The organism is Sphingomonas sp. UNC305MFCol5.2 (assembly GCF_000712135.1).
GTDB lineage: Bacteria > Pseudomonadota > Alphaproteobacteria > Sphingomonadales > Sphingomonadaceae > Sphingomonas.
On the sequence record NZ_JOOE01000001.1, the window covers coordinates 217,380 to 242,663 of the forward strand.

At 66.3% G+C, this 25,284-nt stretch carries 29 protein-coding genes; 15 read left to right on the forward strand and 14 right to left on the reverse strand.

The features are described from left to right. Positions 1-14 precede the first annotated feature (14 nt). Positions 15-1,163, forward strand: a complete 1,149-nt coding sequence (locus tag BR78_RS0101055) for an aromatic ring-hydroxylating oxygenase subunit alpha (RefSeq protein ID WP_025560772.1) — start codon at positions 15-17, stop codon at positions 1,161-1,163. Between the two features lie 107 nt (positions 1,164-1,270). Further along, positions 1,271-1,429, forward strand: a complete 159-nt coding sequence (locus tag BR78_RS21485; protein WP_156022170.1) for a hypothetical protein — start codon at positions 1,271-1,273, stop codon at positions 1,427-1,429. 9 nt (positions 1,430-1,438) lie between these two features. On the opposite strand, the gene BR78_RS0101065 is transcribed toward BR78_RS21485, so the two are convergent. Beyond that, entirely contained in the window at positions 1,439-1,867 is a 429-nt protein-coding gene (locus BR78_RS0101065; protein ID WP_025560771.1) for a response regulator, read from the reverse strand. Between the two features lie 119 nt (positions 1,868-1,986). Here BR78_RS0101065 and BR78_RS0101070 point away from each other — a divergent pair, with 119 nt between their 5' ends. Next, positions 1,987-3,297 carry a pseudouridine synthase gene (locus BR78_RS0101070; RefSeq protein WP_025560770.1) on the forward strand — a complete coding sequence of 437 codons (1,311 nt, stop codon included), beginning with the start codon at positions 1,987-1,989 and terminating at the stop codon, positions 3,295-3,297. Next, on the forward strand, positions 3,297-3,836 hold the full coding sequence (gene rsmD / locus BR78_RS0101075) for a 16S rRNA (guanine(966)-N(2))-methyltransferase RsmD (protein ID WP_029934332.1): 540 nt from the start codon (positions 3,297-3,299) through the stop codon (positions 3,834-3,836). The genes BR78_RS0101070 and rsmD overlap by 1 nt, the downstream gene beginning before the upstream one ends. 105 nt (positions 3,837-3,941) lie before the next feature. Here the strand turns inward: rsmD and BR78_RS0101080 are convergent, their stop codons facing one another. Then, on the reverse strand, positions 3,942-5,213 hold the full coding sequence (locus tag BR78_RS0101080) for an MFS transporter (RefSeq protein WP_025561135.1): 1,272 nt from the start codon (positions 5,211-5,213) through the stop codon (positions 3,942-3,944). A gap of 162 nt (positions 5,214-5,375) precedes the next feature. Between BR78_RS0101080 and BR78_RS0101085 the strand changes: the two genes are divergently transcribed. After that, positions 5,376-5,525: a hypothetical protein gene (locus BR78_RS0101085; RefSeq protein WP_231478068.1), complete on the forward strand. Its 150-nt coding sequence runs from the start codon at positions 5,376-5,378 to the stop codon at positions 5,523-5,525. Between the two features lie 7 nt (positions 5,526-5,532). Here BR78_RS0101085 and BR78_RS21490 read toward each other — a convergent pair whose 3' ends face one another. The 4 genes from BR78_RS21490 to BR78_RS0101105 all read right to left on the reverse strand — a co-directional run bounded on the left by BR78_RS21490 (position 5,533) and on the right by BR78_RS0101105 (position 8,452). Further along, positions 5,533-5,868 (reverse strand): hypothetical protein, encoded by a 336-nt coding sequence (locus BR78_RS21490; RefSeq protein WP_156022171.1) that lies wholly within the window; start codon positions 5,866-5,868, stop codon positions 5,533-5,535. Next, a complete protein-coding gene (locus tag BR78_RS0101095; RefSeq protein ID WP_025561131.1) occupies positions 5,865-6,482 on the reverse strand; it encodes a DNA-3-methyladenine glycosylase I in 618 nt (205 codons plus the stop codon). Before BR78_RS0101095 ends, BR78_RS21490 begins: the two co-directional genes overlap by 4 nt. Positions 6,483-6,550: 68 nt before the next feature. Beyond that, on the reverse strand, positions 6,551-8,191 hold the full coding sequence (locus tag BR78_RS0101100) for an inorganic phosphate transporter (RefSeq protein ID WP_025561130.1): 1,641 nt from the start codon (positions 8,189-8,191) through the stop codon (positions 6,551-6,553). A gap of 75 nt (positions 8,192-8,266) precedes the next feature. Continuing rightward, complete coding sequence (locus tag BR78_RS0101105; RefSeq protein ID WP_025561129.1) at positions 8,267-8,452, reverse strand: hypothetical protein; 186 nt, start codon at positions 8,450-8,452, stop codon at positions 8,267-8,269. 72 nt (positions 8,453-8,524) lie between these two features. On the opposite strand from BR78_RS0101105, the gene BR78_RS0101110 reads away from it, so the two are divergent. Next, positions 8,525-10,837, forward strand: a complete 2,313-nt coding sequence (locus BR78_RS0101110; RefSeq protein ID WP_029934341.1) for an ATP-dependent helicase — start codon at positions 8,525-8,527, stop codon at positions 10,835-10,837. 11 nt (positions 10,838-10,848) lie between these two features. Here the strand turns inward: BR78_RS0101110 and BR78_RS21160 are convergent, their stop codons facing one another. Both BR78_RS21160 and BR78_RS0101120 read right to left on the reverse strand, forming a co-directional pair. Continuing rightward, positions 10,849-11,919 carry a helix-turn-helix domain-containing protein gene (locus BR78_RS21160; RefSeq protein ID WP_025561147.1) on the reverse strand — a complete coding sequence of 357 codons (1,071 nt, stop codon included), beginning with the start codon at positions 11,917-11,919 and terminating at the stop codon, positions 10,849-10,851. Then, positions 11,919-12,551: a hypothetical protein gene (locus BR78_RS0101120; RefSeq protein WP_025561148.1), complete on the reverse strand. Its 633-nt coding sequence runs from the start codon at positions 12,549-12,551 to the stop codon at positions 11,919-11,921. Before BR78_RS0101120 ends, BR78_RS21160 begins: the two co-directional genes overlap by 1 nt. A gap of 96 nt (positions 12,552-12,647) precedes the next feature. Here BR78_RS0101120 and BR78_RS20745 point away from each other — a divergent pair, with 96 nt between their 5' ends. The 5 genes from BR78_RS20745 (at position 12,648) to BR78_RS0101145 (ending at position 15,103) form a co-directional block, all read left to right on the forward strand. Further along, a complete protein-coding gene (locus tag BR78_RS20745; protein ID WP_025561149.1) occupies positions 12,648-13,037 on the forward strand; it encodes an STAS/SEC14 domain-containing protein in 390 nt (129 codons plus the stop codon). A 70-nt stretch (positions 13,038-13,107) separates the two neighbouring features. Further along, positions 13,108-13,551, forward strand: a complete 444-nt coding sequence (locus BR78_RS0101130) for a hypothetical protein (protein WP_025561151.1) — start codon at positions 13,108-13,110, stop codon at positions 13,549-13,551. Between the two features lie 77 nt (positions 13,552-13,628). Then, complete coding sequence (locus BR78_RS0101135; protein ID WP_025561152.1) at positions 13,629-14,027, forward strand: hypothetical protein; 399 nt, start codon at positions 13,629-13,631, stop codon at positions 14,025-14,027. Further along, a complete protein-coding gene (locus tag BR78_RS0101140; protein ID WP_025561153.1) occupies positions 14,027-14,452 on the forward strand; it encodes a hypothetical protein in 426 nt (141 codons plus the stop codon). Before BR78_RS0101135 ends, BR78_RS0101140 begins: the two co-directional genes overlap by 1 nt. Before the next feature lie 135 nt (positions 14,453-14,587). Then, positions 14,588-15,103, forward strand: coding sequence for a glycine zipper 2TM domain-containing protein (locus BR78_RS0101145; protein ID WP_025561154.1), 516 nt, complete (start codon positions 14,588-14,590; stop codon positions 15,101-15,103). 16 nt (positions 15,104-15,119) lie between these two features. On the opposite strand, the gene BR78_RS0101150 is transcribed toward BR78_RS0101145, so the two are convergent. Then, a complete protein-coding gene (locus BR78_RS0101150; protein WP_025561155.1) occupies positions 15,120-15,464 on the reverse strand; it encodes a hypothetical protein in 345 nt (114 codons plus the stop codon). Between the two features lie 174 nt (positions 15,465-15,638). On the opposite strand from BR78_RS0101150, the gene BR78_RS0101155 reads away from it, so the two are divergent. The 4 genes from BR78_RS0101155 (at position 15,639) to BR78_RS0101170 (ending at position 20,051) form a co-directional block, all read left to right on the forward strand. Next, positions 15,639-16,142, forward strand: coding sequence for a hypothetical protein (locus BR78_RS0101155; RefSeq protein ID WP_029934342.1), 504 nt, complete (start codon positions 15,639-15,641; stop codon positions 16,140-16,142). A gap of 67 nt (positions 16,143-16,209) precedes the next feature. Next, the gene (locus BR78_RS0101160) at positions 16,210-17,532 is read left to right on the forward strand and encodes an MFS transporter (RefSeq protein WP_025561121.1); all 1,323 of its coding nucleotides are present in this window, start codon (positions 16,210-16,212) and stop codon (positions 17,530-17,532) included. Next, the gene (cysK, locus tag BR78_RS0101165; protein ID WP_025561122.1) at positions 17,529-18,449 is read left to right on the forward strand and encodes a cysteine synthase A; all 921 of its coding nucleotides are present in this window, start codon (positions 17,529-17,531) and stop codon (positions 18,447-18,449) included. Before BR78_RS0101160 ends, cysK begins: the two co-directional genes overlap by 4 nt. A gap of 189 nt (positions 18,450-18,638) precedes the next feature. Beyond that, entirely contained in the window at positions 18,639-20,051 is a 1,413-nt protein-coding gene (locus BR78_RS0101170; RefSeq protein ID WP_049811599.1) for a cell wall hydrolase, read from the forward strand. A 1-nt stretch (position 20,052) separates the two neighbouring features. Here BR78_RS0101170 and BR78_RS0101175 read toward each other — a convergent pair whose 3' ends face one another. From BR78_RS0101175 to BR78_RS0101195, 5 genes are read right to left on the reverse strand one after another with little or no spacing between them, the layout of a single operon-like run. Further along, positions 20,053-21,477 (reverse strand): PH domain-containing protein, encoded by a 1,425-nt coding sequence (locus tag BR78_RS0101175; protein ID WP_025561124.1) that lies wholly within the window; start codon positions 21,475-21,477, stop codon positions 20,053-20,055. Then, the gene (locus BR78_RS0101180) at positions 21,474-21,950 is read right to left on the reverse strand and encodes a PH domain-containing protein (protein WP_029724498.1); all 477 of its coding nucleotides are present in this window, start codon (positions 21,948-21,950) and stop codon (positions 21,474-21,476) included. Before BR78_RS0101180 ends, BR78_RS0101175 begins: the two co-directional genes overlap by 4 nt. Positions 21,951-21,991: 41 nt before the next feature. Further along, positions 21,992-23,794, reverse strand: coding sequence for an acyl-CoA dehydrogenase C-terminal domain-containing protein (locus tag BR78_RS0101185; RefSeq protein ID WP_029934343.1), 1,803 nt, complete (start codon positions 23,792-23,794; stop codon positions 21,992-21,994). Positions 23,795-23,804: 10 nt separating this feature from the next. Then, complete coding sequence (locus tag BR78_RS0101190) at positions 23,805-24,230, reverse strand: MerR family transcriptional regulator (protein ID WP_029724880.1); 426 nt, start codon at positions 24,228-24,230, stop codon at positions 23,805-23,807. A gap of 39 nt (positions 24,231-24,269) precedes the next feature. Next, positions 24,270-25,244: an AAA family ATPase gene (locus BR78_RS0101195; RefSeq protein ID WP_029934344.1), complete on the reverse strand. Its 975-nt coding sequence runs from the start codon at positions 25,242-25,244 to the stop codon at positions 24,270-24,272. Positions 25,245-25,284 lie beyond the last annotated feature (40 nt).

Consider the following 25,284-nt stretch of genomic DNA (forward strand, 5'->3'; position numbering starts at 1 on the left):
TGCGGAGAGGAAGGATGAACGCGCCGACTGAAGGCCAACTCGCGCTCGCCGCCCAGCTCGCCCGCGGCGGGAGCAGCGACGAAGGCGCGATCACCCATGTCGATGCGTCCGCCTACACCAGCGTGGCTCGCCATGCCGCCGAGCAGGATCGCATCTTCTCCCGCGTGCCCTTGGTCATCGCCCCATCCGCGCTGCTGCCCGAAAACAACATGGCGGTGCCGCATGACGGCTTCGGCAAGCCGCTGCTGATCGCCCGCGACAAAGCGGGTCAGGCGCATGTCTTCCTCAACGTCTGCCGCCACCGCGGCACGCGGCTCGTCGAGGGATGCGAGGCGGTCCGGTCGCCGCGGCTCGTCTGCCCCTATCACGCCTGGACCTATGCGCTCGACGGCCGCCTCACCGGGCTGCCGCGCCCTGATGCCTTCCCGGGCCTCGACAAGGCCGAACACGGCCTCAAGCGCCTGCCCACCCATGAAGCAGGCGGGCTGATCTGGTTCGCCTTCGACGAAACCGCCGATTTCGGCGAGGCCGAGACGCTCGCACGCGATTTCGAGGCGTTCGATCTTGCCGGCCAGCATCTGTTCCGCCGCCGCACGCACGACGTCCGCGCCAACTGGAAGCTGGTCATGGACGCCTTCCTCGAAGGCTATCATATTCAGCGCCTCCACGCCGACACGATCGCCCCGTTCTTCAAGGACGGCGTCTCGACCGCGGACAGCATCGGCCCGCACCAGCGCTCCGCGGTCGGCCGCGAAGCCGCGCTGGCGGCCTTGTCCTCCAGCGACTGGGCGATGCTGCGTTCGGCGATCACCTACACCTATCAGATGTTTCCCGGCACGGTGCTCGTCGTCAGCCCGGACTATATCAACCTGATGGTGCTGATGCCCCAGGCGCCCGATCGCGTGCTGGTCGAGGATTTCATGCTCATCCCCGAGCCCCCCGCCACCGACAAGGCACGCGCCCATTGGGAGAAGAGCTGGCAGCTGCTCGACGGGGCAGTCTTCGCGGCCGAGGATTTTCGTGCCTGCGAACTCGGCCAGCAAGGGCTCGCCTCGGGAGCGATCGAGCGGCTCACTCTCGGCACACTCGAGCGCGGCATCCGCCGGTTCCACGATGCGGTCGAGGCACAGCTGGCCGCGTCGGGCGCTGCGCAAGATCCCTGACGCGTGGCTCGGCGTCCTGGTCCTGTTCTGGCATTGGCCTCCGGAAGAACCCGGTTCGGTAAGTTCCCGGCTCGCGGACGCATGCCTCTTCGCTTAACTTGGGCACCATGCTGCACACGCCCATCCCGCACACGCCCATCCCAACGCGCGTCGCCAGGAATCAGAGCGAGAAGCGCCTGCCTCCCGCAGTCGGCATTCTCATCGCCATGACCGCATCGGTCTTCCTGTGGGGCGCGATCTACGCCACCTGCGTCCTGTGCTTTTGAACTCAGGACTCAGTCCTCGCCGAACAGGCTGAAGCTGCCCGGCAGCTTGCCGGGTTTCCCGCCCCCGATCACCGCCTCGACCGCCGCGATGGCCGCCAGCAGGTCGCGCTGCGGATAGGGCTTCGACAGACACCCCACCGCCAGCCCGCGCGCCTCTCCCGGGCAGTTGCCCGTCACGAACAGCACCCGCACACCACGTCTTTGCGCCGCCCGCGCCACTTCGATTCCGCTGCCGTCGGCAAGCCCGACATCGACCAGCACCAGGTCGATCGCCGTTTCACCCTCGATCGCTATCAACGCATCGGCGACCGAATCGACCGTCGCGACGATCTCGAAGCCCTCGCCATTCAGTAGATGCTCGGTGTCGAAAGCCTCCAGCGGCTCATCTTCCACCAGCAATATCCGCTCGATCTGCCGTTTCTTCTTCACGAACAACATTACACCGCTTTCTTCCGCGGCGAAGCGCCAAGGCCCCCGCAAGTCGCTCCCAACGCGCGAAAATGCTTTCCGCGCCGCAATGATTTTGCCGAGCGGAGCATAATCGCTATATCGCCGCCGTGCCCCCATCCAAGCCCCCCGAAACGCAGCGCATCGCGAAGCTGCTCGCCCGTGCAGGAATCGCGTCGCGTCGCGAGATCGAGCGCATGATCGCCGAAGGCCGCATCGCGCTCGACGGCAAGGTGCTCGACACGCCCGCGACGCTGCTGACGTCGCTCCACGGTGTGACAGTGGACGGCGATCCCGTCGCCGAGCCTGCGCCTGCGCGCCTGTTTCGCTATCACAAGCCCGCCGGCCTGCTCACCGCCGAACGCGACTTCACCGGCCGCCCCACCATCTATGACCGCCTGCCCGAAGGGTTGCCCCGCGTTATGCCGGTCGGCCGGCTCGACTTGAATACCGAAGGCCTGTTGCTGCTCACCACCGACGGTGAGCTGAAGCGCGAGCTCGAACTTCCCGCCACCGGCGTCGAGCGCAGCTATCGTGCCCGCGCTTACGGCCAGGTCAGCCAGCCCCAGCTCGAGGAATTGATGCTCGGCGTCGAGATCGAGGGCGTCCGCTACGGCTCGATCAATGCCAATATCGAGCGCCGCACCGGCGCCAATGTCTGGATCGAGATGACTCTGACCGAGGGCAAGAACCGCGAGGTCCGCCGCGTGCTCGAGCATCTCGGGCTCGAGGTCAGCCGCCTGATCCGCACGCGCTACGGCCCCTTCTATCTCGGCGATCTGCCCCCCGGCGATGTCGACGAGATCCGTCAGAACGACCTGATCACCTTCCGCACAATTCTCTCGAAGCCCGGCGGCGGCAAGACCGCGTCGAACCTGCAATTCTCGGTCCGCGCCCGCGTCGCGCCGCCCGCGCCCAAGGCCAAGTCGGTCGAGGAACCCGATCGCCGCCTCCGCCGCGCACCGGCCAAGCCCACGCCCGTCGCGCCCACGGGCCCACGCTTCACGCCGCGCGCCACGCCGCCTGCGCGGAGCGAGGGGCCGGCAGAAACTGAGCATCGCGCCCCGCGCAGGGAAGGTCGACCGGCGAGCGGCGAGACTCGTTTCAAGTCCGGTACGAAGTCCTCGACCCGTCCCGAGCGCCCGGCCCGCGACGACAGCCGTCCGCAGCCCCGGGGCGATAGCCGCTTCACGCCACGCACCACGCCCGCCCCGCGCACCGATCGTCCGGCGCGCGAGGACAGCAAACCCGTCGGCAAGCCGGCCCGTGCCGCGCGCGCAAAGGCGCATCGCGATCAGCAGGAGCCCCGCGCCGGCGACATCGTCGGGCAGCCCCGCGGTCCGCGTCCGCCCACCAAGGGCCCGGCCGGAGGTCGCGGCAAGCCCGCCAGGCCGGGACGCCCGCCGAGGACGCGGAAATAATGCGGATCATCGCCGGAGAATGGCGCGGCCGTCCGCTCGCCGCGCCCAAAGGCGACACCACGCGCCCCACCGCCGATCGCACCCGCGAGGCATTGTTCTCGATGCTCGCGAGCAGGGTCGGCAGTTTCGAGGATCTCGCCGTCGCCGATCTCTTCGCCGGCTCGGGCGCGCTCGGGCTCGAGGCTTTGTCACGCGGCGCCGCCTCCTGCCTGTTCGTCGAGCAGGACAAGACCGCGCTCGACATTCTCAAGACCAATATCGCAAAGCTGGGGGCAAAGGGTGCGGAAGTCCGCCCGACATCGGCACTCGCGCTCGGCCCCGCGATCAAGCCGCTCGACCTGATCCTGATGGACCCGCCCTACGGCACCGGCGCCGGCGTGGTCGCGCTCGACAAGCTCGCCCGCCTCGGCTGGACCGGTCCGGCAACGTGGATCAGCATCGAGACGGCAAAGAACGAAGAGATCGAAGTCGCCGGCTTCGAGATCGACACCAGCCGCGTCCACGGCAAGGCCCGACTGACGTTGCTGCGTAAAGCCTGAAATGCACCCCCGTGCTCCGACGAAGGCCGGAGCGCGGGAGAGCGAAGCGCTGCATGACCCGCCGCTCCGGCCTTCGCTGGAGCACCAGGCAGCAGTTTGCGCATTTCACGCCAGCCTGTTCTTCCGCGATACCAGCGCCAGCCCCACCAGGCTCAGCACCGCGGCGCTGGCGAGGTAATAGCCGACCAGCGTCAGCCCGCCTTTTTCCGCCAGCTTCGCGGCGATCAGCGGGGTGAGTCCGCCGCCGATGATCCCGCCGAGGTTGAAGGTCACCGACACGCCGGTATAGCGCACCCGCGCGGGGAACAGGCTCGGCAGCCAGCCGCCGAGCGGCCCATAGACGAAGCCCATCACGAACAGCCCGCCCGCCAGCCACAGGAACAGGCTCGCCAGCGCGCCGGCAGTGACGAACAGCCCGATCGACAGCCCCACCGCGACCGTGGCGACGCAACCGATCGCGAGCACGCGCGCGGCGCTGCTGCGGTCGGCGAGGCTCGATGCGATCCAGATTCCCGCGGCCATGAACAATATCGCCACCAGCTCCACGCCAAGGAACGTCTCGCGATCATAGCCGAGGCCCTTGGTCGCATAGCCGATGATGAACACCGTCGCGATGTAGAACAATGCGAAGCAGGCGACGGTGCCCACCGTCCCCGCCAGCGTCGGCAGCCAGTGATCGCGAAAGAGCTCGCCGACCGGCACGCGCGGCGGCGGCGCCGCTTCCTGCGCGGCGACGAAGGCCGGCGTCTCAGTCAGCGTGATGCGCACCCACAGCCCCAGGCCCACCAAAGCCGCGCTGACGAGGAAGGGCAGCCGCCATCCCCATTCGCGAAACTGGTCGTCGCTGAGCAAAGCCCCCAGCAGCAGGAAGAAGCCGTTGGCGAAGATGAATCCCACCGGAGCGCCGAGCGGCGGGAAGGCGCCGTAGCGATTGGCCCATCCCGGCGGCGCGTTCTCGACCGCGAGCAGCGAGGCCCCGCCCCATTCGCCGCCCAGTCCCAGCCCCTGCCCGAAACGCAACAGGCACAGCAGGGCCGGCGCCACCCAGCCGATCATCGCATAGGTCGGCAGGAAGGCGATCAGCACGGTCGAGATGCCCATCAGCATCAGCGATGCGACCAGCGTCGATTTGCGGCCCATCCGGTCGCCGAAATGCCCGAAGACGAGCCCGCCCAGCGGCCGCGCGAAGAAGGCGACGCTGAAGCTCGCATAGGAAGCGAGTTGCGCGAGCGCCGGATCGGAGCCGGGGAAGAACAGCGCTGGGAATACGAGCGCGGCGGCGGTGGCGTAGATGTAGAAGTCGTAGAACTCGACCGACGTGCCGACCAGGCTGGCGAACAGGATGCGGCGATGCGATGCGATCGGTGTAGCGGCCATGGAGTTCCTCTCTCCAGACCTTCCTAGAAAGGAAGCACCGGCTTGGGGAGCCCCGTTCATCGCCGCGACAGTTTCGTTCCTGTATCGAAAGCCCACCATCGCAGCACCGGAATTAGGGAGTCGGCCATGCGCGAGTCAGCAGGACGCAGGCTAGTTTTCGCGATGCTCCTGGCGCTGAGCGCGGGGGTGCTGGTCCATTTCTACAATCCGATGGATCACGTCCGCGCCGATCTCCGCGCGGATACGGGGGGCGTGAAGTTCAGCCTCGAAATCGCCGCGCACGCAGTCGAGAAGGTCTGCGAACGGATTTAACGCGCAATCAATGCTCGTGCAGGTCACTGCCGTCTTGGTTGCGCTCGTTCCGGCACAAATCACTGCCGAACCAGACGTGGCCGTAAACGCTGCCATTGCCGCGCCGATCCGCGCGCTCGAGACGGCGCTTGCTCGGGAAACCGCGCTGCCGCCCGCCGCCACCGATGCTGAATGCCTCGAGCGGATGGGCGCGATCGATCAATCGTTTCGCCTGCAAATGCACAAAATGCACAAGATGCCGCTCGCGGGCCTGAGCACAGACCGGGTGAGCGCTGCTGATCCTCCCGGCCCCGCGTCCTTCGCCACGATGCGCATCCTCCAGAAGGGCCGACGGAAGGGTCAAGGGGCGATTCCCGGTGGGGTGAAGACCGCCCGCGCGCGATCGGCTTCCGCCCGGATCGCACAGCCCTCGGCGTGATCGTTGAGCAGCCCCATCGCCTGCATGAACGCGAAGACCGTGGTCGGCCCGACGAACTTCCAGCCTTGCGCCTTCAACGCCTTCGATAATCGGGTCGAAGCGGGCGAGGTCGACACCGTTTGCGGCTCGGCCCGTTCGTCGGCGGAGGGTTCGAACCGCCAGAGATATGCCCCGAGCGAGCCCTCGCGCGATACCAGTTCGCAGGCCCGCTGCGCGTTGTTGATCACCGCCTCGATCTTGCCGCGATGCCGCACGATCCCCGAATCGCCGAGCAGCCGTTCCACGTCCGCGTCGGTGAAGCGCGCGACCTTCTCGAAGTCGAAGCCGAGGAACGCCGCACGAAAATTCTCGCGCTTGGCGAGAATGGTGCGCCAACTCAGGCCCGATTGGAAGCTTTCGAGACAGAGCTTCTCGAACAGTCGCTGGTCGTCGCCGACCGGAAACCCCCATTCGGTGTCATGATAGGCGATGAATTCCGGTGCGGCGGCGGACCAGCGGCAGCGCGGCCGCCCGTCGGGCCCGGGGATGAGTTGCGTCATGATCCGCGGGCTATCAAGTCAGCTCATAGGTCCGCAAGAGCCACGTCCGTCGCCGGCCCGATCGAACCTCAGCTCAGCCCGTACGCTTTGACCGCGACCAGCATCAGCCAATAGAGCCCGCCCGACAATGCCATCGCCGCTGGCAAGGTCAGCAGCCAGGCCGCGGCAAGCTGGGCGATCGTACGGCCCTGCAACCCTTGCCCGTTGGCAACCGATGCGCCCGCCACGCCCGACGAGAGGATATGCGTGGTCGATACCGGCAGCCCGAACCGGTCGGCGCTGAGGATCGTCGCCGCCGCGACCAGCTCGGCGGTCGCGCCCATGCCATAGGTCATGTGCTGCTTGCCGATCCGCTCGCCGACGGTGATCACGATACGCTTCCAGCCGATCATCGTGCCCAGGCCCAGCGCGATCGCGACGACGATCTTCACCCACAGTGGAATGAAGCGCGTCCCAGCCTCCAGCTTGGTCTGGAATTCCTTGACCGCCGCCGCCTCGCTTTCGTTGAACGCGCCCGGCTTCTTGGTGGCGAGCCGCGTGGTGTCGAGCACCAGATACATGTCGTTGCGCACGTTCGAGGTCGCCTCTGCGGGCACCTTGCTCAGCGAGCCATAGCCGGCGACGCGGCCGCTCAGGTCGCGCGACAGGCTCTCCAGCGCGCCGAACACCTGCGGCGTATCGGCCTTGCGCTGCTGGAGCGCGCTGGTGAGCGTCGCGCGCGCCTGGTCCGTCGACATCTCGACGCCGCGGCTATGGGCGTCGAACACGGCGGTGGCGGTGTTGGCGGTCTGGACGAAGGCCGGAGTGGCGCTCGCCGGCAGCGTACGGTTGAGCGCATAAGCGGTGGGGGCGCAGCCGATCAGGATCAGCATGATCAGCCCCATGCCCTTCTGGCCGTCGTTCGAGCCGTGGCTGAACGAGACTGCGGTGCAGGTGAAGATCAGCAGCGCGCGCACGCCGCGCGGCGGCGCCTTGTCGCCCTCGGGCGCCTTGTAGAGATCAGGGCGGCGGACCACCGCGCGCATCACGAACAGCAGCAGCAACGCCGCGCCGAAGCCGATCAGCGGCGCCATCCACAAGCCCGTAAGCACCTTCTGCGCCTGGCTCCAGTCGACGCCCGCGGTGCCGCCGCGCGATCCCGCCTGGATCAGCTGGTTGGCGAAGCCGACGCCGAGCACCGAACCGATCAGCGTGTGGCTCGAGCTGTTGGGCAGCCCGACATACCAGGTGCCGAGGTTCCACAGCACGGCGGCGAGCAGCAACGCGAAGATCATCGCGAATCCGCCCGCCGAGCCTACGTTGAGGATCAGGTCCACCGGCAGCAGCGTGATGATCGAATAGGCCACCGCCCCGCTCGAGAACATCACGCCGAGGAAGTTGAAGAAGCCCGACCAGACGACCGCGAAATGCGCCGGCATGGAATTGGTGTAGATCACCGTCGCGACGGCGTTGGCGGTGTCGTGGAAGCCGTTGACGAACTCGAACCCCAAGGCGATCAGCAGCGCCAGCCCGAGGAAGGCGAACACCCCGAGCGCAAGCTCCTCGCCCACGCCGCGCGTGTCGGTGAGCACGTTCCACCCCGCAAAGGCCAATCCGCCCGCCAGCAGCACTGCGAACAGCAGCCTGGCGATGGGGTGGGTCTTGTAGTCGAATCGCGAAGGCTGCGGCGTGTCAGCCGCCGGGGCCTGGTCCAGTGCGAGTGTGGCCATGATGCAGCGGGCCTGACTCTCGTTCGTGACAGAGTGATGACACAGCCGCCACAAAGCTGTGGGCCGAGGCCGGTGTCAGTTCTCGAAACAGGTCGTCCGAGTGACCTTGATCACCTTGCCGCTGGCGTCCTTCTCTTCGTGCCGCCCCGGCTCGCACGGCGGCTTGCGCGTCTCGGCCTGATTGGTCCGCCACGCCACGAACGCCGCGATCACGGCGATCCCCAGCACGATGCCCAGCCTCAATTTCCGGTTACGCCACATAACCCCGCCCTAGCCGCCCGGCCGCTGCGAAGCAACTTGCTCCGGACGCGCGCGTTCCCTACCTGTTCGCCAATGACTCTCCCCGCGCCCGCCCCCGACGACGCCCCTTATCTGCGGGGCCTGAACGCGCCCCAGCGCGAAGCCGTGCTCACCACCGAAGGCCCCGTGCTCGTCCTCGCCGGCGCCGGCACCGGCAAGACCGCCGCGCTCACCGCCCGGCTCGCCCATCTGCTCTACACGCGCAAGGCGTATCCGAGCGAAATCCTCTCGGTCACCTTCACCAACAAGGCCGCGCGCGAGATGCGCGAGCGCGTCGGCCGCCTTGTCGGCGACGCGGTCGAGGGCATGCCGTGGCTCGGCACCTTCCACGCGATCGGCGCGAAGATGCTGCGCCGCCACGCCGAATTGGTCGGGCTCCAGTCCAACTTCACCATCCTCGACACCGACGACCAGCTGCGACTCCTGAAACAGCTCATCGTCTCCGCCAATCTCGACGAGAAGCGCTGGCCCGCGCGGCAGCTCGCCGGCCTGATCGACCAGTGGAAGAACAAGGGTCTCACCCCCGCCGACGTGGATGCCGGCGAATCCGAAGCCTTCGCCAACGGCAAGGGCCAGGCGCTCTACGCCGCCTATCAGGACCGCCTGCGCACGCTCAACGCCTGCGATTTCGGCGACCTGCTCCTCCACATGCTCGTGATCCTCAAGACTGATCGCGAGATTTTATCCCAATATCAGAACCGCTTCCGCTACATCATGGTGGACGAGTATCAGGATACCAACAGCGTCCAGTATCTCTGGCTCCGCCTGCTCGCGCAGGAGCGCAAGAACATCTGCTGCGTCGGCGACGACGACCAGTCGATCTATTCGTGGCGCGGCGCGCAGGTCGAGAACATCCTCAAGTTCGAGAAGGACTTCCCCGGCGCCAAGGTGATCCGGCTCGAGCAGAATTACCGCTCCACCCCGCACATCCTCGCCGCCGCCTCGGGCGTGATCGCCAATAATGGCGGCCGCCTCGGCAAGACCCTGTGGACCGAGAAGGACCAGGGCGAGAAGGTCAAGGTGCTCGGCATCTGGGACGGCCCCGAGGAAGCGCGCCGCGTCGGCGAGGAGATCGAAAGCCTCCAGCGCGGCGGCCTTTCCCTCGACGACACTGCGATCCTCGTCCGCGCGCAGCACCAGACGCGAGAGTTCGAAGAGCGCTTCATCAGCATCGGCCTGCCCTATCGCATCATCGGCGGCTTCCGCTTCTACGAACGCGCCGAGATCCGCGACGCGCTCGCCTATCTCCGCGTCGTCGCCCAGCCCGCCGACGACCTCGCCTTCGAGCGCATCGTCAATGTCCCCAAGCGCGGCCTCGGCGACAAGGCGCTGGCCAAGGTCCACCAGTTCGCCCGCGCGCAGAGCCTTCCCCTCACCACCGCCGGCGCCCGCATCCTCGACACCGACGAGCTCACCCCCCAGGCGCGCCGCTCGCTCGGCAATCTCATCGGCGACATCGCCCGCTGGCGCAGCATGGGCGACACTCTCCCCCATCCCGAGCTCGCCCGCATCATCCTCGACGAGAGTGGCTACACTGCGATGTGGCAGGCCGATCGTACCGCCGAGGCCGCCGGCCGGCTCGAAAACCTGTCGGAACTCGTCCGCGCGATGGAGGAGTACGAGTCGCTCACTGCCTTCCTCGAGCATGTCAGCCTCGTGATGGACAACGAGGCCTCGGCCGACGAGCCCAAGGTCACGATCATGACGATCCACGCCGCTAAGGGCCTCGAGTTCGACACGGTGTTCCTCGCCGGCTGGGAGGAAGGCATCTTCCCCTCGCAGCGCGCGCTCGACGAAGGCGGGCTGGCCAGCCTCGAAGAGGAGCGCCGCCTGGCCTATGTCGCGATCACCCGCGCGCGCCGCCGCGCGACGATCCTCCACGCCGCCAATCGCCGCATCTACGGCCAATGGACCAGCAGCCTCCCCAGCCGCTTTGTCGCCGAGCTCCCCGGCGAGCATGTCGAGCAAGAGACCACCATGTCGGGGGGCGAATCGCTATGGCGCGCCAACTGGTCCGAGCGCGCCGACCCCTTTTCCGATGTGGGAAGAGGCACCGGCCGCGGCCCCGGCTGGCAGCGCGCCGCGGGGATCGACGCGAAGAACCCCGGCGGCAGCTTCACCAGCCGCACCTTCTCGCGCGAACCGGCCCGGGTGCTGGAGAGCCACGCGAGCGCGGTAAGCTTCGGCGCCAAACCGCGCGCGGACCTGTCGGTGGGGCTGCGCGTGTTCCACCAGAAGTTCGGCTACGGCCTGATCGCCGAGATCGAGGGCAACAAGCTCGAGATCGACTTCGAGGTCGCCGGGCGGAAGCGGGTTATGGATAGTTTCGTGAGTGTGGGGGACTAAGCGAGTTAACTCTAGGCTCGGACGAGGCTAAGACCACCCTGACTCGACGCTCGCATCGAAGGACCCGTGAGGCCAAAGATTAGAGTTTCTATCTCATCAATGGGGACGCCCAAGTCCTTAGCGATATCATATTTTGTTAAGCGCTTGCTCCATAGCGCATTAAGAACTTTTGCCATTACTGTTGATGTCTCGCGCTCAATACCTACCGGCTCTCCGCTTCTATAGCCTAACTGCCCGAGCTCAATACAAATCGATCGATAATTCCATTCCGAGAGATATTCTAGACTATGTAATCGATAGGCCAAGGCCATCGCCGAAACTTTCCAGCGTGCCTTGGCTTTAATTATCTGGCTTGTCGTAATAGAACTCGGAAGTTGGCTTATGATATCCTCATGAGGCATCAAAAACGCCGATGCAAAGCGATCAGCTTGCATCTCAGCGCCGCGTTCGCCGCGCGCACCCGCGTGACAATGCAAAACAAGATGTCCCAGCTCATGAGCAGCATCGAATATCGATCGCTCAGCCGTTTTCTCTTGATTGAGAAATACATAAGGATGCTCATTGTACCAAAAAGAATAAGCATCGACGTTTCGAGTGTTTTCAGATAGCGAAAGCACTCTAATCCCCTTGGACTCAAGGAGTTTTAGAACATCGCCGATCGGCCGCTCACCAACTCTCCAGTGCTGCCGTAGAATTCTAGCGGCGACCTCCGGTCGGTTTCTTTCCTTACTAAGATCAAGCAGATCCGGTTCAGGCAGGTTAAATCTAGTTTCGATCCACCGATACAATTCGATGCCCAAAGCACCAGCGGCAAGCGCTGCACCTCGCTCGGCGCCGCTCATCTTCTTTAAACTGCGAAAGCTGACCGTATCCTCTTCGGGAACATCCGCTGGTCCCATCGTAAAGAAGGACTCGGGATACCCCAAAGCGCGGGCAATTCTCTCGGCAATCTCCGGCTCAGGCTGGTGCCCGTTTTCAATTTTTGAGAGAGTCACGGCTGAAATGCCTGCCAACTCGGCAAGGGACTTCCCCGTCAGCTTGCGCCGCTGACGAGCCACTTTAAACCGATCGGAACTAAACATTACATGCCGTTTTTGAACGAAACAGCCACGTCGAAGTCGCTCATCGGAGCGTTCGCGGGATCAATTTCATCTGCCCAATCTTCCGCCGGACCACTGATAAAAATTCGCTCATGGAAATGACGATAAGCCCCATCCTTGATTACAGGGTGAGACAGTTCAACGCGACCGTCCTCGCCGACCATTACGTAGTAAGTAGGGATTCCGTCCTGCTTGACGCCTGTAAGTGGCCCAACATCAATCCCGGCGTACTCGAAGAGGTTTGGGCCGCACATACTTTCAGCCGCGCTCCCTTTCGCAGAACGTGGGGTTGGAGCAAAAACTTGGTCGCAGGCGACATCGACATTTTGATATCCGATCCGTATCCCGATCTCTCGATTAACGACGGCTTCAATCCCGCAGGTGCGATCAACGATCCAATTACCGCCGACCAGTTGCCGACGCAGCTCATTGACGCCGTAGATATAGGCCAGTGTCCCGGGCGCATTCAGCGGCATCAGCGGACCAGCGTCCTCAGCCCACCGACGAGCAACGTCCGCGATGGCCACGAATTGTTCTACGGCAAGTCCCCAGTCCGCAAGCCTGCGATCAACGATCACTCGCCCATCTACAACTAACGTACTGAACGCCGGCATGGCAGGCTCCGTTTAATTTTCTCGCCCTCATTAGAGGATGAAAAAATTAAACGCAAGGGGTTGGCACACGCGAAACAGTTGGCGCGTTCTCACCCCATGCTAACCATCACCCCCCTCTCTCCCCGCGCGATCGAGATCGTCGCCGAGGGGCATTTCGCCGCCGCCGATGTCTTCGCCGCGCTCGATCGCATGGCCGCGATCCTCGACGACATGCCGCAGCTCGACGTCCTCGCCGATGTCCGCGGCTCGCCCTCCATCTCGCTCTCGGCGATCGCCGAGGAACTCAAACACCTCACCCTCGTCTTCCGCATGATCCGCCAGATCGAGCGCGTCGCGATCGTCGCCGATGCCGGCTGGGTCCGGGCGGTCAGCCGGATCGAAGGCGCGGTGATCCCCGGGGTGCATTACGAAGTCTATGAGCGCCACGAGGCCGCGCACGCGCGCGAATGGCTGCTCCGCCACACCGACGAGCCTCGCCCCCGCTGAGCGCCCCGTTCAGCCGCTGGCAAGCCCGGCGCAGCATGCTACCACCCGACCGATCTCGGGGGAGCACAACATGATCCACGCCACGTTTCTCATTCTCACCGCGGCGCCCGCCGCCGCGCAAACACAGACGCCGCCCAGCGTCGAGGCCGTCCAGCAGGCGCTCGACGCCGAGCTGGCCGCGCCGCACGACGAGATCACCGTCACCCATGCGCGCGACGACCTGAAGAAGACCTCGCTGCTCGTTCGCACCATCGGCACCAGCAAGACGCTCCGCCGCTGCGAGACCGAATTCACCACGCCGACCGAGAAGATCAACGCCGGCGCCAAATCCGAGCGCAACTGGCGCATCGCCTGGGGCAGCATCGCCGAGGTTCGTCGTGACGATCTGTTGCGGATCGAGCTCGTCGCGAAGAAGCCCGACAACACCCGCATCTTCCTCCGCTTCTCCGATGGCGAGACCGCGAACGCCTATGCCGAGGGGATCGATTTTCTTCGGCAGAACTGCCCCGGTTGATCCCGCCTCGTACGACGTTCGCCATTCGTTCCGAAAATCGCTTCCAATGTAGGATTTCGTCTGGGATAGACTCGTCGATGACCGAGTCGCCTTCCCCTTTCGCACGCCCCGCGCCGTTCGCCGCGCTCAAGCTTGCCCCCCATCCCGATTGGCCGACCGAACGCCAGCGCGCCTTCCTCCATATGCTGCTCCACACCGGCGACGTCCGCACCGCAGCCGCCAGCATCGGCGCCAGCGCCCACGCCGTCACCTGCTTCCGCAAGTACCTTGGCCGGCGCAGCGCCTTCTCGCGGGCGTGGCGGCGCGCGGTCGAGGAGGCCGAAGCCGATGCCCTCGCCACCCGCGTCCTGCGTCGGGGCGGTCTCGATTCGGCCCAACTCGCGCGCGTCGATGCCGCCTGCCATGGGATGGCCAAGGCACGGCTGGCACTCGCTTTGGCCCACCGCGCCAAACGCGCCGCCAAAGGGTTCGGCTAATGCCTGAGTTTCCGCCCGCTCCGTCCGAAGCCGAGCCCGATCCCCTCGCCTTCACGCCCGTCGCGCTCGCTCGCGTCCGTCACAATGGCTGGACCGAGCGCCGGCAGCGCGATTTCATCGCCGCGCTGGCCGTGATGGGCACCGTGCTCCACGCCGCCCGCGCTGTCGGCATGACCAAGCAATCGGCCTATACTCTCCGCGATCGGCCCGGCGCCGAAAGCTTCGCCGCCGCTTGGGACGTCGCGTTGCAAATGGGCTATGACGAGGCGTTCGGCCAGGCGATGGAGCGCGCAATTCATGGTATCACCAGCCCGCGCTTTTATCGGGGCAAGCCGGTCGGCACGCGCCACCGCTTCGATTATCGCCTCGCGCTTGCCGTGCTCAATGCGCCGCCCACGCCGCCGCGCAAGAAAGTTGCGCAATGAATCGCGTTTCGGCCAAAAGAGTCAATTTAGCGCATGGATTTCGAGCATGTCGCCTCACGTTCAGTCCCGCTTCACGCATATTGCCGGAACGTTTCGGAGTCGCCGTCCGTATCACGGCATTGGAGGAGAACATTTATGAAGACCATCACCAGCCTCGCGGCCCTCGCTGCGGCGCTCGTCGTCGCCGCACCCGCTTCGGCGCAGACCAGCACGCGCTACGGCAGCAGCTCGTACCAGGACGAGGAAGCGCGCTTCGACGCCGCGCAGCGCCGCTTCGACAATGAATATGAGCAATATCAGGCGGCAGTGGATCGCTATCGCCGCTCGCGCGCGTCGTCGCGCCCCTCCTCGTACGATCCGCGCTACGATGACGACGAGGATTATGACGCCTCGCGTTATTATCGCTCGGGCAATTACCAGGAGCGGGTGCTCACGCAGGACGAGCGCGTCTATCGCGGCGAGGACGGGCGTTATTATTGCAAGCGCAGCGACGGCACGACCGGGCTGATCGTCGGTGCGGCCGCGGGCGGATTGTTCGGCAACGTCATCGCCGGCCGCCGCTCGAGCACCGTGGGAACGTTGCTCGGCGCGATCGCCGGCGGCGCGGCGGGTGCGTCGATCGATCGCAACCAGCAGGTGCGCTGCCGCTGAAGCCTTGTGGCCGGGATCAGGCCGCGGTGCGTTCCACCGCGAGCAGGGTCTCGGCCGCGAAGCGCTCGTCGGCGGGATCGAAGACGTTGCTGGGCGTGAAGCCGCGATCGGCCAGCGTGAATCCACCGAGGCCGGCGAGCTTGAACAGGCCGAGCTTCTCCTCCTTGGGAGGCACGCCGTCGCGCTCGATCGTGGTGGCGCCGACATAGACTTCGCCATGGCGCGTGAAGGCGACGTGCGGGGCGAGGATCACGCGGCCGCCGTTATAGGTCGCCTCGACGCAGCGGGTGCGGACAATGGCTTCGAACAGAGTCGGCACGGTGCCGCTCGGCGCGGTCTGGTCTGAGTCGCTGAGATACATGACGGGGGGAATATAGGCCTTATGCCGCAGTGCAGCAAGATGCCGCGAACGCGTGCTTGCGCAGTGCCTGCGGCACCTTCCGTAGCAACACCATTACGGCCTTCCCCGGAGCCGCGGATTTACGCGCAATCCGCTACCAGAAGGTCAAAGGGGAGCCAGGAGTACCGTCCCCGAATGTCCGTCGATCGCCTGCTTGCCCAACATTGCCGCATCCTCGCCAACGTCGACGCGGTGGAGCTTTTCGCCGCGGGTCCGCCCCCGGCGCAGGGCGACACCATGATCGACAAACGCTGGGCCTTCACTCGCGACTTGCTCTTTCATTTCGCGCGGATGGAATCGACAGTTTACGGCCCGATGATGCGCGATCGCCGTGAGCATGCCCGGCAGAGCGCGGCGCTGGCCAGCGTCGAGACCGCGGCGCTGATGGCCGAGTATCGCGAGCAGGTCGCCCGCTGGCAGGCCGCGCACCCCGCCGAGCATTGGGACACCTATCGCCGCGGCCTCGCCCGGCTGATGCGGCGGATCCGTACCCGTCTGGAAGCCGAGGCGGTCGAGATCATCCCGCTGCTCCCGGTCCAGTCCGACGGCTCGCGCGAAGGTCCGACGCCGGAAAGCTATGCCGCCGAGGCATGGGAGATCCGCGAGGCCCTGTTCAGCGGAATCAAGCTGCCCGCTTGACCCGGACTATATGATCGCCGGGCAATCCGCCGTTGCAGTGCCGCGCCGGAAGCGCCAAGAGCGCGGCATGCCGATCCATCCCTTCGCGATTGCCAATTTCCGCGCTTACTGGGTGGCTCGTTTCGCCGCCACGCTTGGCCAGATGGCGATGGTGATCGTGATCGGCTGGCAAGTCTACGACATCGCCCGCGAGACGATGACGATCAAGCAGGCCGCTTTCCAGCTCGGGCTGATCGGCGTGGCGCAATTCCTGCCGCTGCTGGCGTTGTCGCTGTTCGCGGGCTGGCTCGCCGACCGGATCGACCGCCGCTGGATCGCGCGGGCGGCGCTGGGGCTCGAGGCATTGTGCGGGCTGGCATTGGGCTGGCTCACCTGGACCGGCACCATCACCCTCCCCGCCTTGTTCGGCATCGCCGCGCTGCTGGGTGTCGCCCGCGCATTCGCCAGTCCCGCGCTCGGTGCGCTCGCCCCCAATCTCGTGCCCAAGGAGAGCCTTCCCACTGCGATCGCACTGAGCTCGGTCTCGTGGCAGATCGGCACCGTGATCGGCCCGGCGATGGGCGGCTATCTCTACGCTGCGGGTGCCTCGGTCCCCTATTTCGTCGCCGCCGGACTGTTCTCGCTCGCGCTGGTGATGATGCTGCTGATCTCGCCGGTCCCGCGCACCAGCATCAAGTTCACCGGCAGCCCCTGGGCGCAGATGATCGACGGCCTCCATTATGTCCGCCGCAATCGCCTCGTGCTCGGCGCGATCTCGCTCGATCTGTTCGCGGTGCTGCTCGGCGGCGCCACTGCGATGCTCCCGGTCTATGCCCGTGACATCCTCCAGGTCGGCTCCGAAGGCCTCGGCCACCTCCGCGCCGCCCCGGCTTTGGGTGCGGTGATGATCGGCGTCTTCTTCTCGTGGCGCCCGCTCAAGACCGAGGTCGGCAAGAAGATGCTGTTCGCCGTGGCGGTCTTCGGGGCCGCGACCATGGTGTTCGGCGCCGCGGCGCCCCTGCTGATCCGGCTGATCGGCCCCTCGGCGATCGGCCACGACTTCGCCCCCGCCGTCTTGCTCTCGCTCGCTGCCTTGTTCGTGCTCGGCGCCGCCGACATGGTGTCGGTCTATGTCCGCCAGTCGCTGATCCAGCTCTACACGCCCGATCAGATGCGCGGCCGCGTCGGTGCGGTCTCGACGCTCTTCATCTCCGGCTCGAACGAGCTGGGCGAGGCCGAATCGGGCTTCCTCGCCGCATTGATCGGCCCGCTGGCCGCGGTGATCGGCGGCGGAATCGGCGCGATCCTTGTCACGATACTATGGGCCAAGCTATTCCCCGAACTCAGGCGGGCTCGCACCTTCGATCCTCCGGCCAACCTCGAAGTGCCTCCCAAGGAGATGACGACATGAAGGCGAACACGATCCTCGACACGATCGGCAACACCCCGCACATCCGCGTGCAGAAGCTGTTCCCCGGCGCCGAGGTCTGGATCAAGTCCGAGCGCTCCAATCCGGGCGGCTCGATCAAGGACCGCATCGCGCTGGCGATGGTCGAGGCGGCCGAAGCTTCGGGCGATCTCAAGCCCGGCGGCACGATCGTCGAGCCGACCAGCGGCAACACCGGCGTCGGCCTCGCGATGGTCGCCGCGGTCAAGGGCTACAAATTGATCCTGGTGATGCCCGAGAGCATGAGCCTCGAGCGCCGCCGCCTGATGCTGGCTTATGGCGCAAGCTTCGATCTCACGCCGCGCGAAAAGGGCATGAAGGGCTCGATCGAACGCGCGATGGAGATCGTCGAGACCACGCCGGGCGCGTGGATGCCGCAACAGTTCGAAAATCCTGCGAATGTCGATGTGCATACCCGCACCACCGCACAGGAAATCCTGAGCGACTTCGCCGATTCGCCGATCGATGTGATCATCACCGGCGTGGGCACCGGCGGGCACATCACCGGTGTCGCCGAGAAGCTCAAGAAGAGCTGGCCCAACCTCAAGGTGTTCGCGGTCGAGCCCGAGCTCTCGCCGGTGATCTCGGGCGGCACGCCCGGTCCGCACCCGATCCAGGGCATCGGCGCAGGCTTCGTGCCTAAGAACCTCCACACCGACGCGATCGATGGGGTGATCAAGGTCGATGCCGGCGTCGCCAAGGACATGGCCCGCCGCGCCGCGCGCGAGGAAGGCATGCTGGTCGGCATCTCGTCGGGCGCGACGCTCGCCGCGATCCTCCAGAAGCTGCCCGATCTGCCCGAGGGCAGCCGCGTGCTCGGCTTCAACTACGATACCGGCGAGCGCTATCTGAGCGTTCCGGAGTTCCTGCCCGAGAGCTGACACGGCGCAGCGGAAAAGCGGATCATCGGACCATTGCGGCGTTTCGACGGCGCAATGGTTCCATCATGGCGCCTTCTGCGTTATGGGCGGCGACCCCGCCTCTGGAGCAGCATTTTGTCCGTCCGCCGTCCTGCGATCATGTTCGTCCCGCCCGCACGCGTGCGGCAGGGCTGAGCGGGAGCGAAGCGGATGCTCATGCAATCCCGCGAGGCCGCGTTTGCGCAGGCCGAACCGCGGCGTCCCGCCGCGCCGCTTTACCTGCGGATCTTCGTCGCCTTGCTCGCGCTGGTGGCGATGGCGGTGCCGGTGCTCCTCGTGTCGAAGACGCAACGCGTCGTCGTGCACAAGCGCCCGCCGGTGGTGATCTCGAAGCGGGTCGTTCCCAGGCAGGAGCTCCCGCCGGTCGAGCCGATCAAGCTGCAGGAAGTCGCACCCGAGGACGCGCGCGAGATCAATGCCGCGATCCCCTTCTCGACCTTGCCCAACCCGGCCGCGCGCGCCTTCCACCTTTCGGGCGCCGCCGACAGCCAGGCACGCGCAGTCGATTGCCTCGCCGCGGCGGGCTATTACGAGGCCGGCGACGATGCCAAAGGGCAGCGCGCGGTCGCGCAGGTGATCATCAATCGCATGCGCCACCCCGCTTTCCCCAAGACGATCTGCGGCGTCGTCTTCCAGGGGTCGGAGCGCAGCACCGGCTGCCAGTTCACCTTCACCTGCGACGGCGCGATGCTGCGCTATTCGCCGAGCCCTGCCGCCTGGCAGCGCGCGCGCGACGTGGCGCGGATGGCGCTGAACGGCTCGGTCTATCGTGCCGTGGGCCACGCCACGCACTATCACACCAATTGGGTGGTGCCCTATTGGAGCGCCAGCCTCGAGAAGATCACTTCCGTCGACACCCACCTCTTCTTCCGCTGGACCGGCTGGTGGGGCACGCCGCCCGCATTCAACCGCGGCTACGCTGGCGTCGAGCCGAACATCCCCAAGATGGCGCGCCTGTCGAGCGTCCACCAGGGCGACGAGACCAACCCGCTCGAAGCGGCGCTGCAAGGCGACGGCTCGCTGATCGATCCCGCGACGATCCCCGACAGCGCGGTGCCTAATCCGGTGGGCGCCGGGCTCGACGCGAACCATTTTCTGGTCGTGCTCGACAAGAAGATGAACGCCGACGCCTTTGCTGCGCTGGCGATCAAGACGTGCGGCGAGCGACTCTACTGCAAGTTCATGGCGTGGACCGATCCCAAGCTGAAGCCGGCCAAGCTCCCCGCTGCGCCCGCACAGACCGCGGCGATGTCGTTCAGCTATTTGCGCGATCAGGCGCAGGGTTATGCCAAGGCCCTGTGGAACTGCCAGCAGTTCAAACGCCCCAGCCCGCTCCAGTGCATGCGCGTCCAGCCGCCGGCACTGGCCCCGGTCGCGGTGGCGCAGCCCGTCGCGGTGGCGACTCCACTCCCTGACGCGAAATCGGCGGTGGCCGGGCCGCCGCCGCTGGCCGGGGTGCGTCGCAAGACCGATCCGGCACCCACCACCCTCAAGCCGTCGGTGAGCTTCACGCTCGCGGCGCCCAAGGCATCTCCCACCCCCACGCCCACGCCGAAAAACTAGATCAGGCGCGTGCCATCAGCGCCTGCGCCAGTTCTGCCGCGATCGGCGTGGCGACATCGGCGATATCAGGTCGGTGCAGGCCCTTTGCCCCCGCTGTGTCGATCGTCACGGTGGCGAGCCCGAGCCGCCGCTGCAGCCAGCTCCGTCGCACCGAGATCGTCTGGATGGCGGGATAGGGCACGATCCAGTCGCGCTGCGACAACACGCCGCGCGTCACCTGGGCGCTGGTCTCCCGCAGCCCGTAGCGATGGTATCGTCGCTGGAGCAACGCGAGCCCGACCGGAAGCGGCGCGAGCGCCAGTCCCAGCCACAGCAAAGGGAAGAATGCGCCGGCGACCGCGAAGACCAGGATAACCGGCAGTCCATGCCGCAACGCCACGCGCAGCACATGCCCGCGCGATACCGGAGTCAGCGCGTCGGCCTCGAAGCGCGGTAGCTCCGCCGCGTCGATCACCTTCGCGATCTCGTCGTCGCGCGCGAAGGGCGCCATTTCCTGCCGTCCCGAGCTGTCGTCGCTGCCGCCCAGCGTTTGGAATTCGAGGCTCTGCCAGCCGAGCCGCCCGCTGATCGGCGCGCGGTGGACCAGCGCCAGCTGTACGCGCGCCTTGACGATCACCACTTCGCTTCGCGTCAGCAGTCCGCGCACGCGCCGGAAGCGCCCGTCCTGTGCGTCGAGCCGGAAGCCGAATTCCTTTGTGACGGTCCGGGCGACGCCTGCGACCACGCCCAGCACGAGCGCCAGTGCGAGAACGGTCAGCCCGGCCGTCACGGTCAAATGGCTGCGCACTTCGCGTCCGGCGATCCCGACGAGCTCTTTCCAGTCGAACGCGATCACCTGGTCTGCGGTCTGGAGTAACGCGAAGATCGCCGCGAGCCACACCAGGGAGAAGTTGAACAGTCCATAGAGCAGCACGCGCTCGAGCGGCATCGCGAACAGCGGCTCTGCCTCCGCGACCTCGGGGACGGGTGCCTCGACCGGCATCGCGACCGATGCGCGGCGCAACGCCAGCCGCAACCGGTGCGCCTCGCGCAGCGTCACGCTGTCGAGCGTGGCCTCGTCCTTGTCGCCGCCGCCCGTCTCGATCCGCACCAGTGCGAGCCGAAACAGCCGCGCGAGCGGCTTCTGCTCGATCGAGACGTCCTGCACGCGCTCGAGCGGGATCGAGCGCCGGCTGCGATGGAGCACGCCGCTTTCGATCACGAACTCGTCGTCGGTCAGGCGATAGGTCAGATGCCACCAGCCCAGCCAGGTGAAGAACGCCATCGCCGCGATGCCGGCGAACGTCAGCAGCACGACCCTGCCGATCCCGAACTCGCCGCCGAACGCGAGCATCGCCGGCAAAGCGAGAAGCGTCGACGGCGCCGATTTGACCAGGCCGATGGCAATCGTGCCTGGATGCACCCGGTGCGGCGTATCGTCGCTCACGCAGCGCTGCCGATCCGTTCGCGGATGGCGTCGCGCACTTCCTCGGCAGTGGCGCGGCTGATGCCGGGCAGCGTGACCACGGTCTGATCGGTGCCGGCGGTGTGCAGCATCAGCCGCGCCACGCCGAAGCTGCGTTCGAAGGGACCCTGTGCAACGTCGATATGCTGGACGCGCGTCACGGGCACGATCGTATGCACGCGCGTCCACCAGCCATGCGCGACATGGAGTTCGCGCCCGGTAAAGGCATAGCCCCAATGCCGCCATCGCCGCGGCGGCGCGATGACTGCCAGCCAGATGCCGATGAGGATCGCTGCACCCGCAATCGCCCCGTGCAGCGGGAGCCTGTCCGCCAACGCCACTTCGGCGATGATCGCGGGCACGATCAGCCCGAGCGCCATCACCGCGCCTTGTGCGCGCATGACGTTCATTTGGCCGCGTTCGATGGGCTGCAGAGGCACGATGGTCAGGCTCATCGCCCGACCATGCTATGCCCGTGCCCGGCGCTCAAGCGGCTTCACGCCGCGCGGAACATCTCCGGGTCGAGCGCCATCACTGCGTCGCTGCCGCTCTCGACCTTGCGCCGAAGCGCGCCGGCATCGGGCAGGAAGCGCTCGGCATAGAAGCGCGCAGTGACCAATTTGGCTTCGAGGAACTTCGCATTCTCGCCGCCGGCCGCCAGCGCTTCTGCCGCCGCCTTGGCCATGCGTAGCCACATCAGGCCCAGCGCGACTGTCCCGGTGAGCTGCATGTACGGATAAGCGCCCGCGCCGACATGGTTCGGGTTCTGGAAGCCGTTCGCCGCCAGCCACATCGTCGCGCCCTGGAGATGGCCGAGTGCCTTCTCCAGCGCCTCAGCGAAGCCCTTGAGCTTCTCGTCGCCCTTTGCCGCGGCGATTTCCTCGCTCACCAGCCTGAAGAACGCCTGCACCGCACGCCCGCCGTTCATCGCAAGCTTGCGGCCGACCAGATCCATCGCCTGCACGCCGTTGGTGCCTTCGTAGATCATCGAGATGCGGGCATCGCGGACATACTGCTCCATACCCCATTCGGCGATGTAGCCGTGCCCGCCATAGACCTGCTGCGCATCCGTCGCGACCTTGTAGCCGATATCGGTGCCGACGCCCTTGATCACCGGCGTGAGCAGCCCGACCAGGTCGGCGGCGAGCTGGCGCTCCTCCTCGGTTGCCGCGGCGTGTTCGAGATCGACCTGCAATGCGCCCCACAGGCAGAGCGCACGCAGCCCCTCGGTCTGCGCCTTGGCCTCCATCAGCATGCGGCGGACATCGGGATGGACGAATAGGGTGTCCGCCTTCTCGTTGGGCTCGGCAGGCCCCGTCAGCGCACGGCCCTGCCGGCGGTCCTCGGCATATTGCACGGCGTTTTGATAGGCGGTCTCGCCGACGCCGAGCCCTTGCAGGCCCACGCCGAGACGCGCCGCGTTCATCATGATGAACATCGCGGCGAGGCCCTTCATCTCCTCGCCGACCAGCCAGCCCTTGGCGCCGTCATAGTTCATCACGCAGGTGGAGTTGCCGTGGATACCCATCTTGTGCTCGATCGAGCCGCAGGTCACTGCGTTACGCTCGCCCAGCGAGCCGTCGTCGCCGACCATGAACTTGGGCACCACGAACAGCGAGATGCCCTTGGTGCTCTCAGGCGCGCCTGGCGTCTTGGCGAGGACGAGGTGGATGATGTTGCTCGTCAGGTCGTGCTCGCCCGACGAGATGAAGATCTTGGTGCCGGTGATGCTGTAGCTGCCGTCGGCATTGGGTTCGGCGCGGGTGCGGATCAGCCCGAGATCGGTGCCGCATTGCGGTTCGGTGAGGTTCATCGTGCCGCCCCACTCGCCCGACACCATTTTCGGAACGTACTTGGCCTTCTGCTCGTCCGAGCCCTTGACCAGCAGCGCCGCGATCGCGCCGTGGGTGAGCCCCGGATACATGGCGAAGGCCATGTTGGCGGAGATCATATATTCCTGGAACGCAGTCGAAACGACGTGCGGCATCTCCTGCCCGCCGAACTGCTCGGGCGCGCTCAGCGTGCCCCAGCCGCTCTCGACGAACGCGTTATAGGCTTCCTTGAAACCATCCGGCGTCGTGACACTGCCGTCATCGTGGCGCGTGCAGCCCTGCTGGTCGCCCGAATAGTTGATCGGGAACAGCACTTCAGCGACGAACTGGCCGCCTTGCTCCAGCACTGCCTCGACCACATCGGGCGTCGCATTCTGGAAGCCGGGCAAATTGGCGTAGCGCTCGAGCCCGATCACCGAGTCCAGGATGAAGCGCGTATCGCGCACGGGCGGCGTATATTGCGGCATTTCAGGTTCCTCAGTGGCTGTCGCTGCTTGTAAGCAGTTCGACGAATTGCTGGAGCTCGGCGATGTGTGCGTCGATGTCGCGCTTCTGGTTTTCGAGCAGGTCGATGCGGTCGCGGCAGCGCGCGAGCGTCACTTGCTTCTGGATGCGGCGGCCGTCGCCGACATCGTAGAGATCGATCATCTCCTTGATCTCGGCAAGGCTGAACCCGACACGCTTGCCGCGCAGGATCCAGGCGAGTCGCGCGCGATCGGCATGCGAATAGATGCGCTGGGTTCCGCGCCGCTCGGGCGCGATAAGTCCCTCGTCTTCGTAGAAGCGCAGCGCTCGCGGAGTCACGCTGAACTCAGCGCACAAATCGGAAATGGAGAAGGCGTCCTGTTCGGGACGCGGCTCGATCGGCGCCAGGGCCTCGATCGGAAAGGCGGCAGCGGGCATGCCCGCTCTATGCTTTACCTTTACGTGAACGTCAAGCGATCAGCGCGGCGCCAACCGTGCGATCAGCCCCGACATCTCGAACACCGTGGCGCCCGCGTCGAGCGACAGCCCGGTCGCGGCCCCGGCCAGTTCGCGCGCCTCGGCATAGGCGTCGAGCGCAGTGCGCAGCCCCTCGCCCGATCGCTTCCGCGCACGCTCGGCGATGAAGCTCGGCGAGCGGTGCAGGAATGCCTCGTAACGCGGCTGCGCGGCTTTCGCCCCGAGCAGCTTGGCGAGCCGCGAGCGCACTGTGTTGGACGGGTCCCCGGTCTCGGCAAGCGCCGCCATGTCGCCCTCCAGTGCGGCGAGATCGAGCCCGGCAAAGCCCAGCGCCCGGCCCGGCGAGCCTTCGCCGGCCCGCACCAGCGCCTCGATCTCACTTGCGCTGGCATCGGTAAGTTCGGACCGCAGGATCGCTGCAACCTGTTCGGACGGCAGCGGCTCGAACCGCAGCAACCGGCAGCGCGAGCGGATCGTCGGCAACAACTGACCCGGCGCGTGGCTCACCAGCAGGAAAATCGTCCCCGCCGGCGGTTCCTCGAGATTCTTGAGCAGCGCATTGGCCCCGCCGCGTTCGAGATCGTCGATCGAGTCGATGACGACGACACGACGATTGCTGAGCGACGGCTTGGTCGCGAACAAAGGCTGCAGGCTGCGCACCTGCGCGATGGTGATCGATCGCGCGAGCGCCTCGTCGGGTTTGGCTGCATCCTTGGGCAGTCGCACAAGCTCGCGGTAATCCGGATGCGCGCCCGCGGCGATCAGGTGCGCGGTCTGGCTGGTTTCGGGAACTTCCCAGCCGGGACTGAGCTTTTGCGGCTCGCTGGCTTCGGCGAGCATCCGCGCCGCGGCGATGCGCGCGAACGCCCCCTTCCCAACGCCTTCGGGGCCGGCGATCAGCCAGGCATGATGCAGCGCGCCGCTGGCCATCGCAGCGGCGAGTGCATCACGCGCGGATTCGTTGCCGATGAGCATGGGGGATTTAGACACCAATCGTCATCCCGGCGAAAGCCGG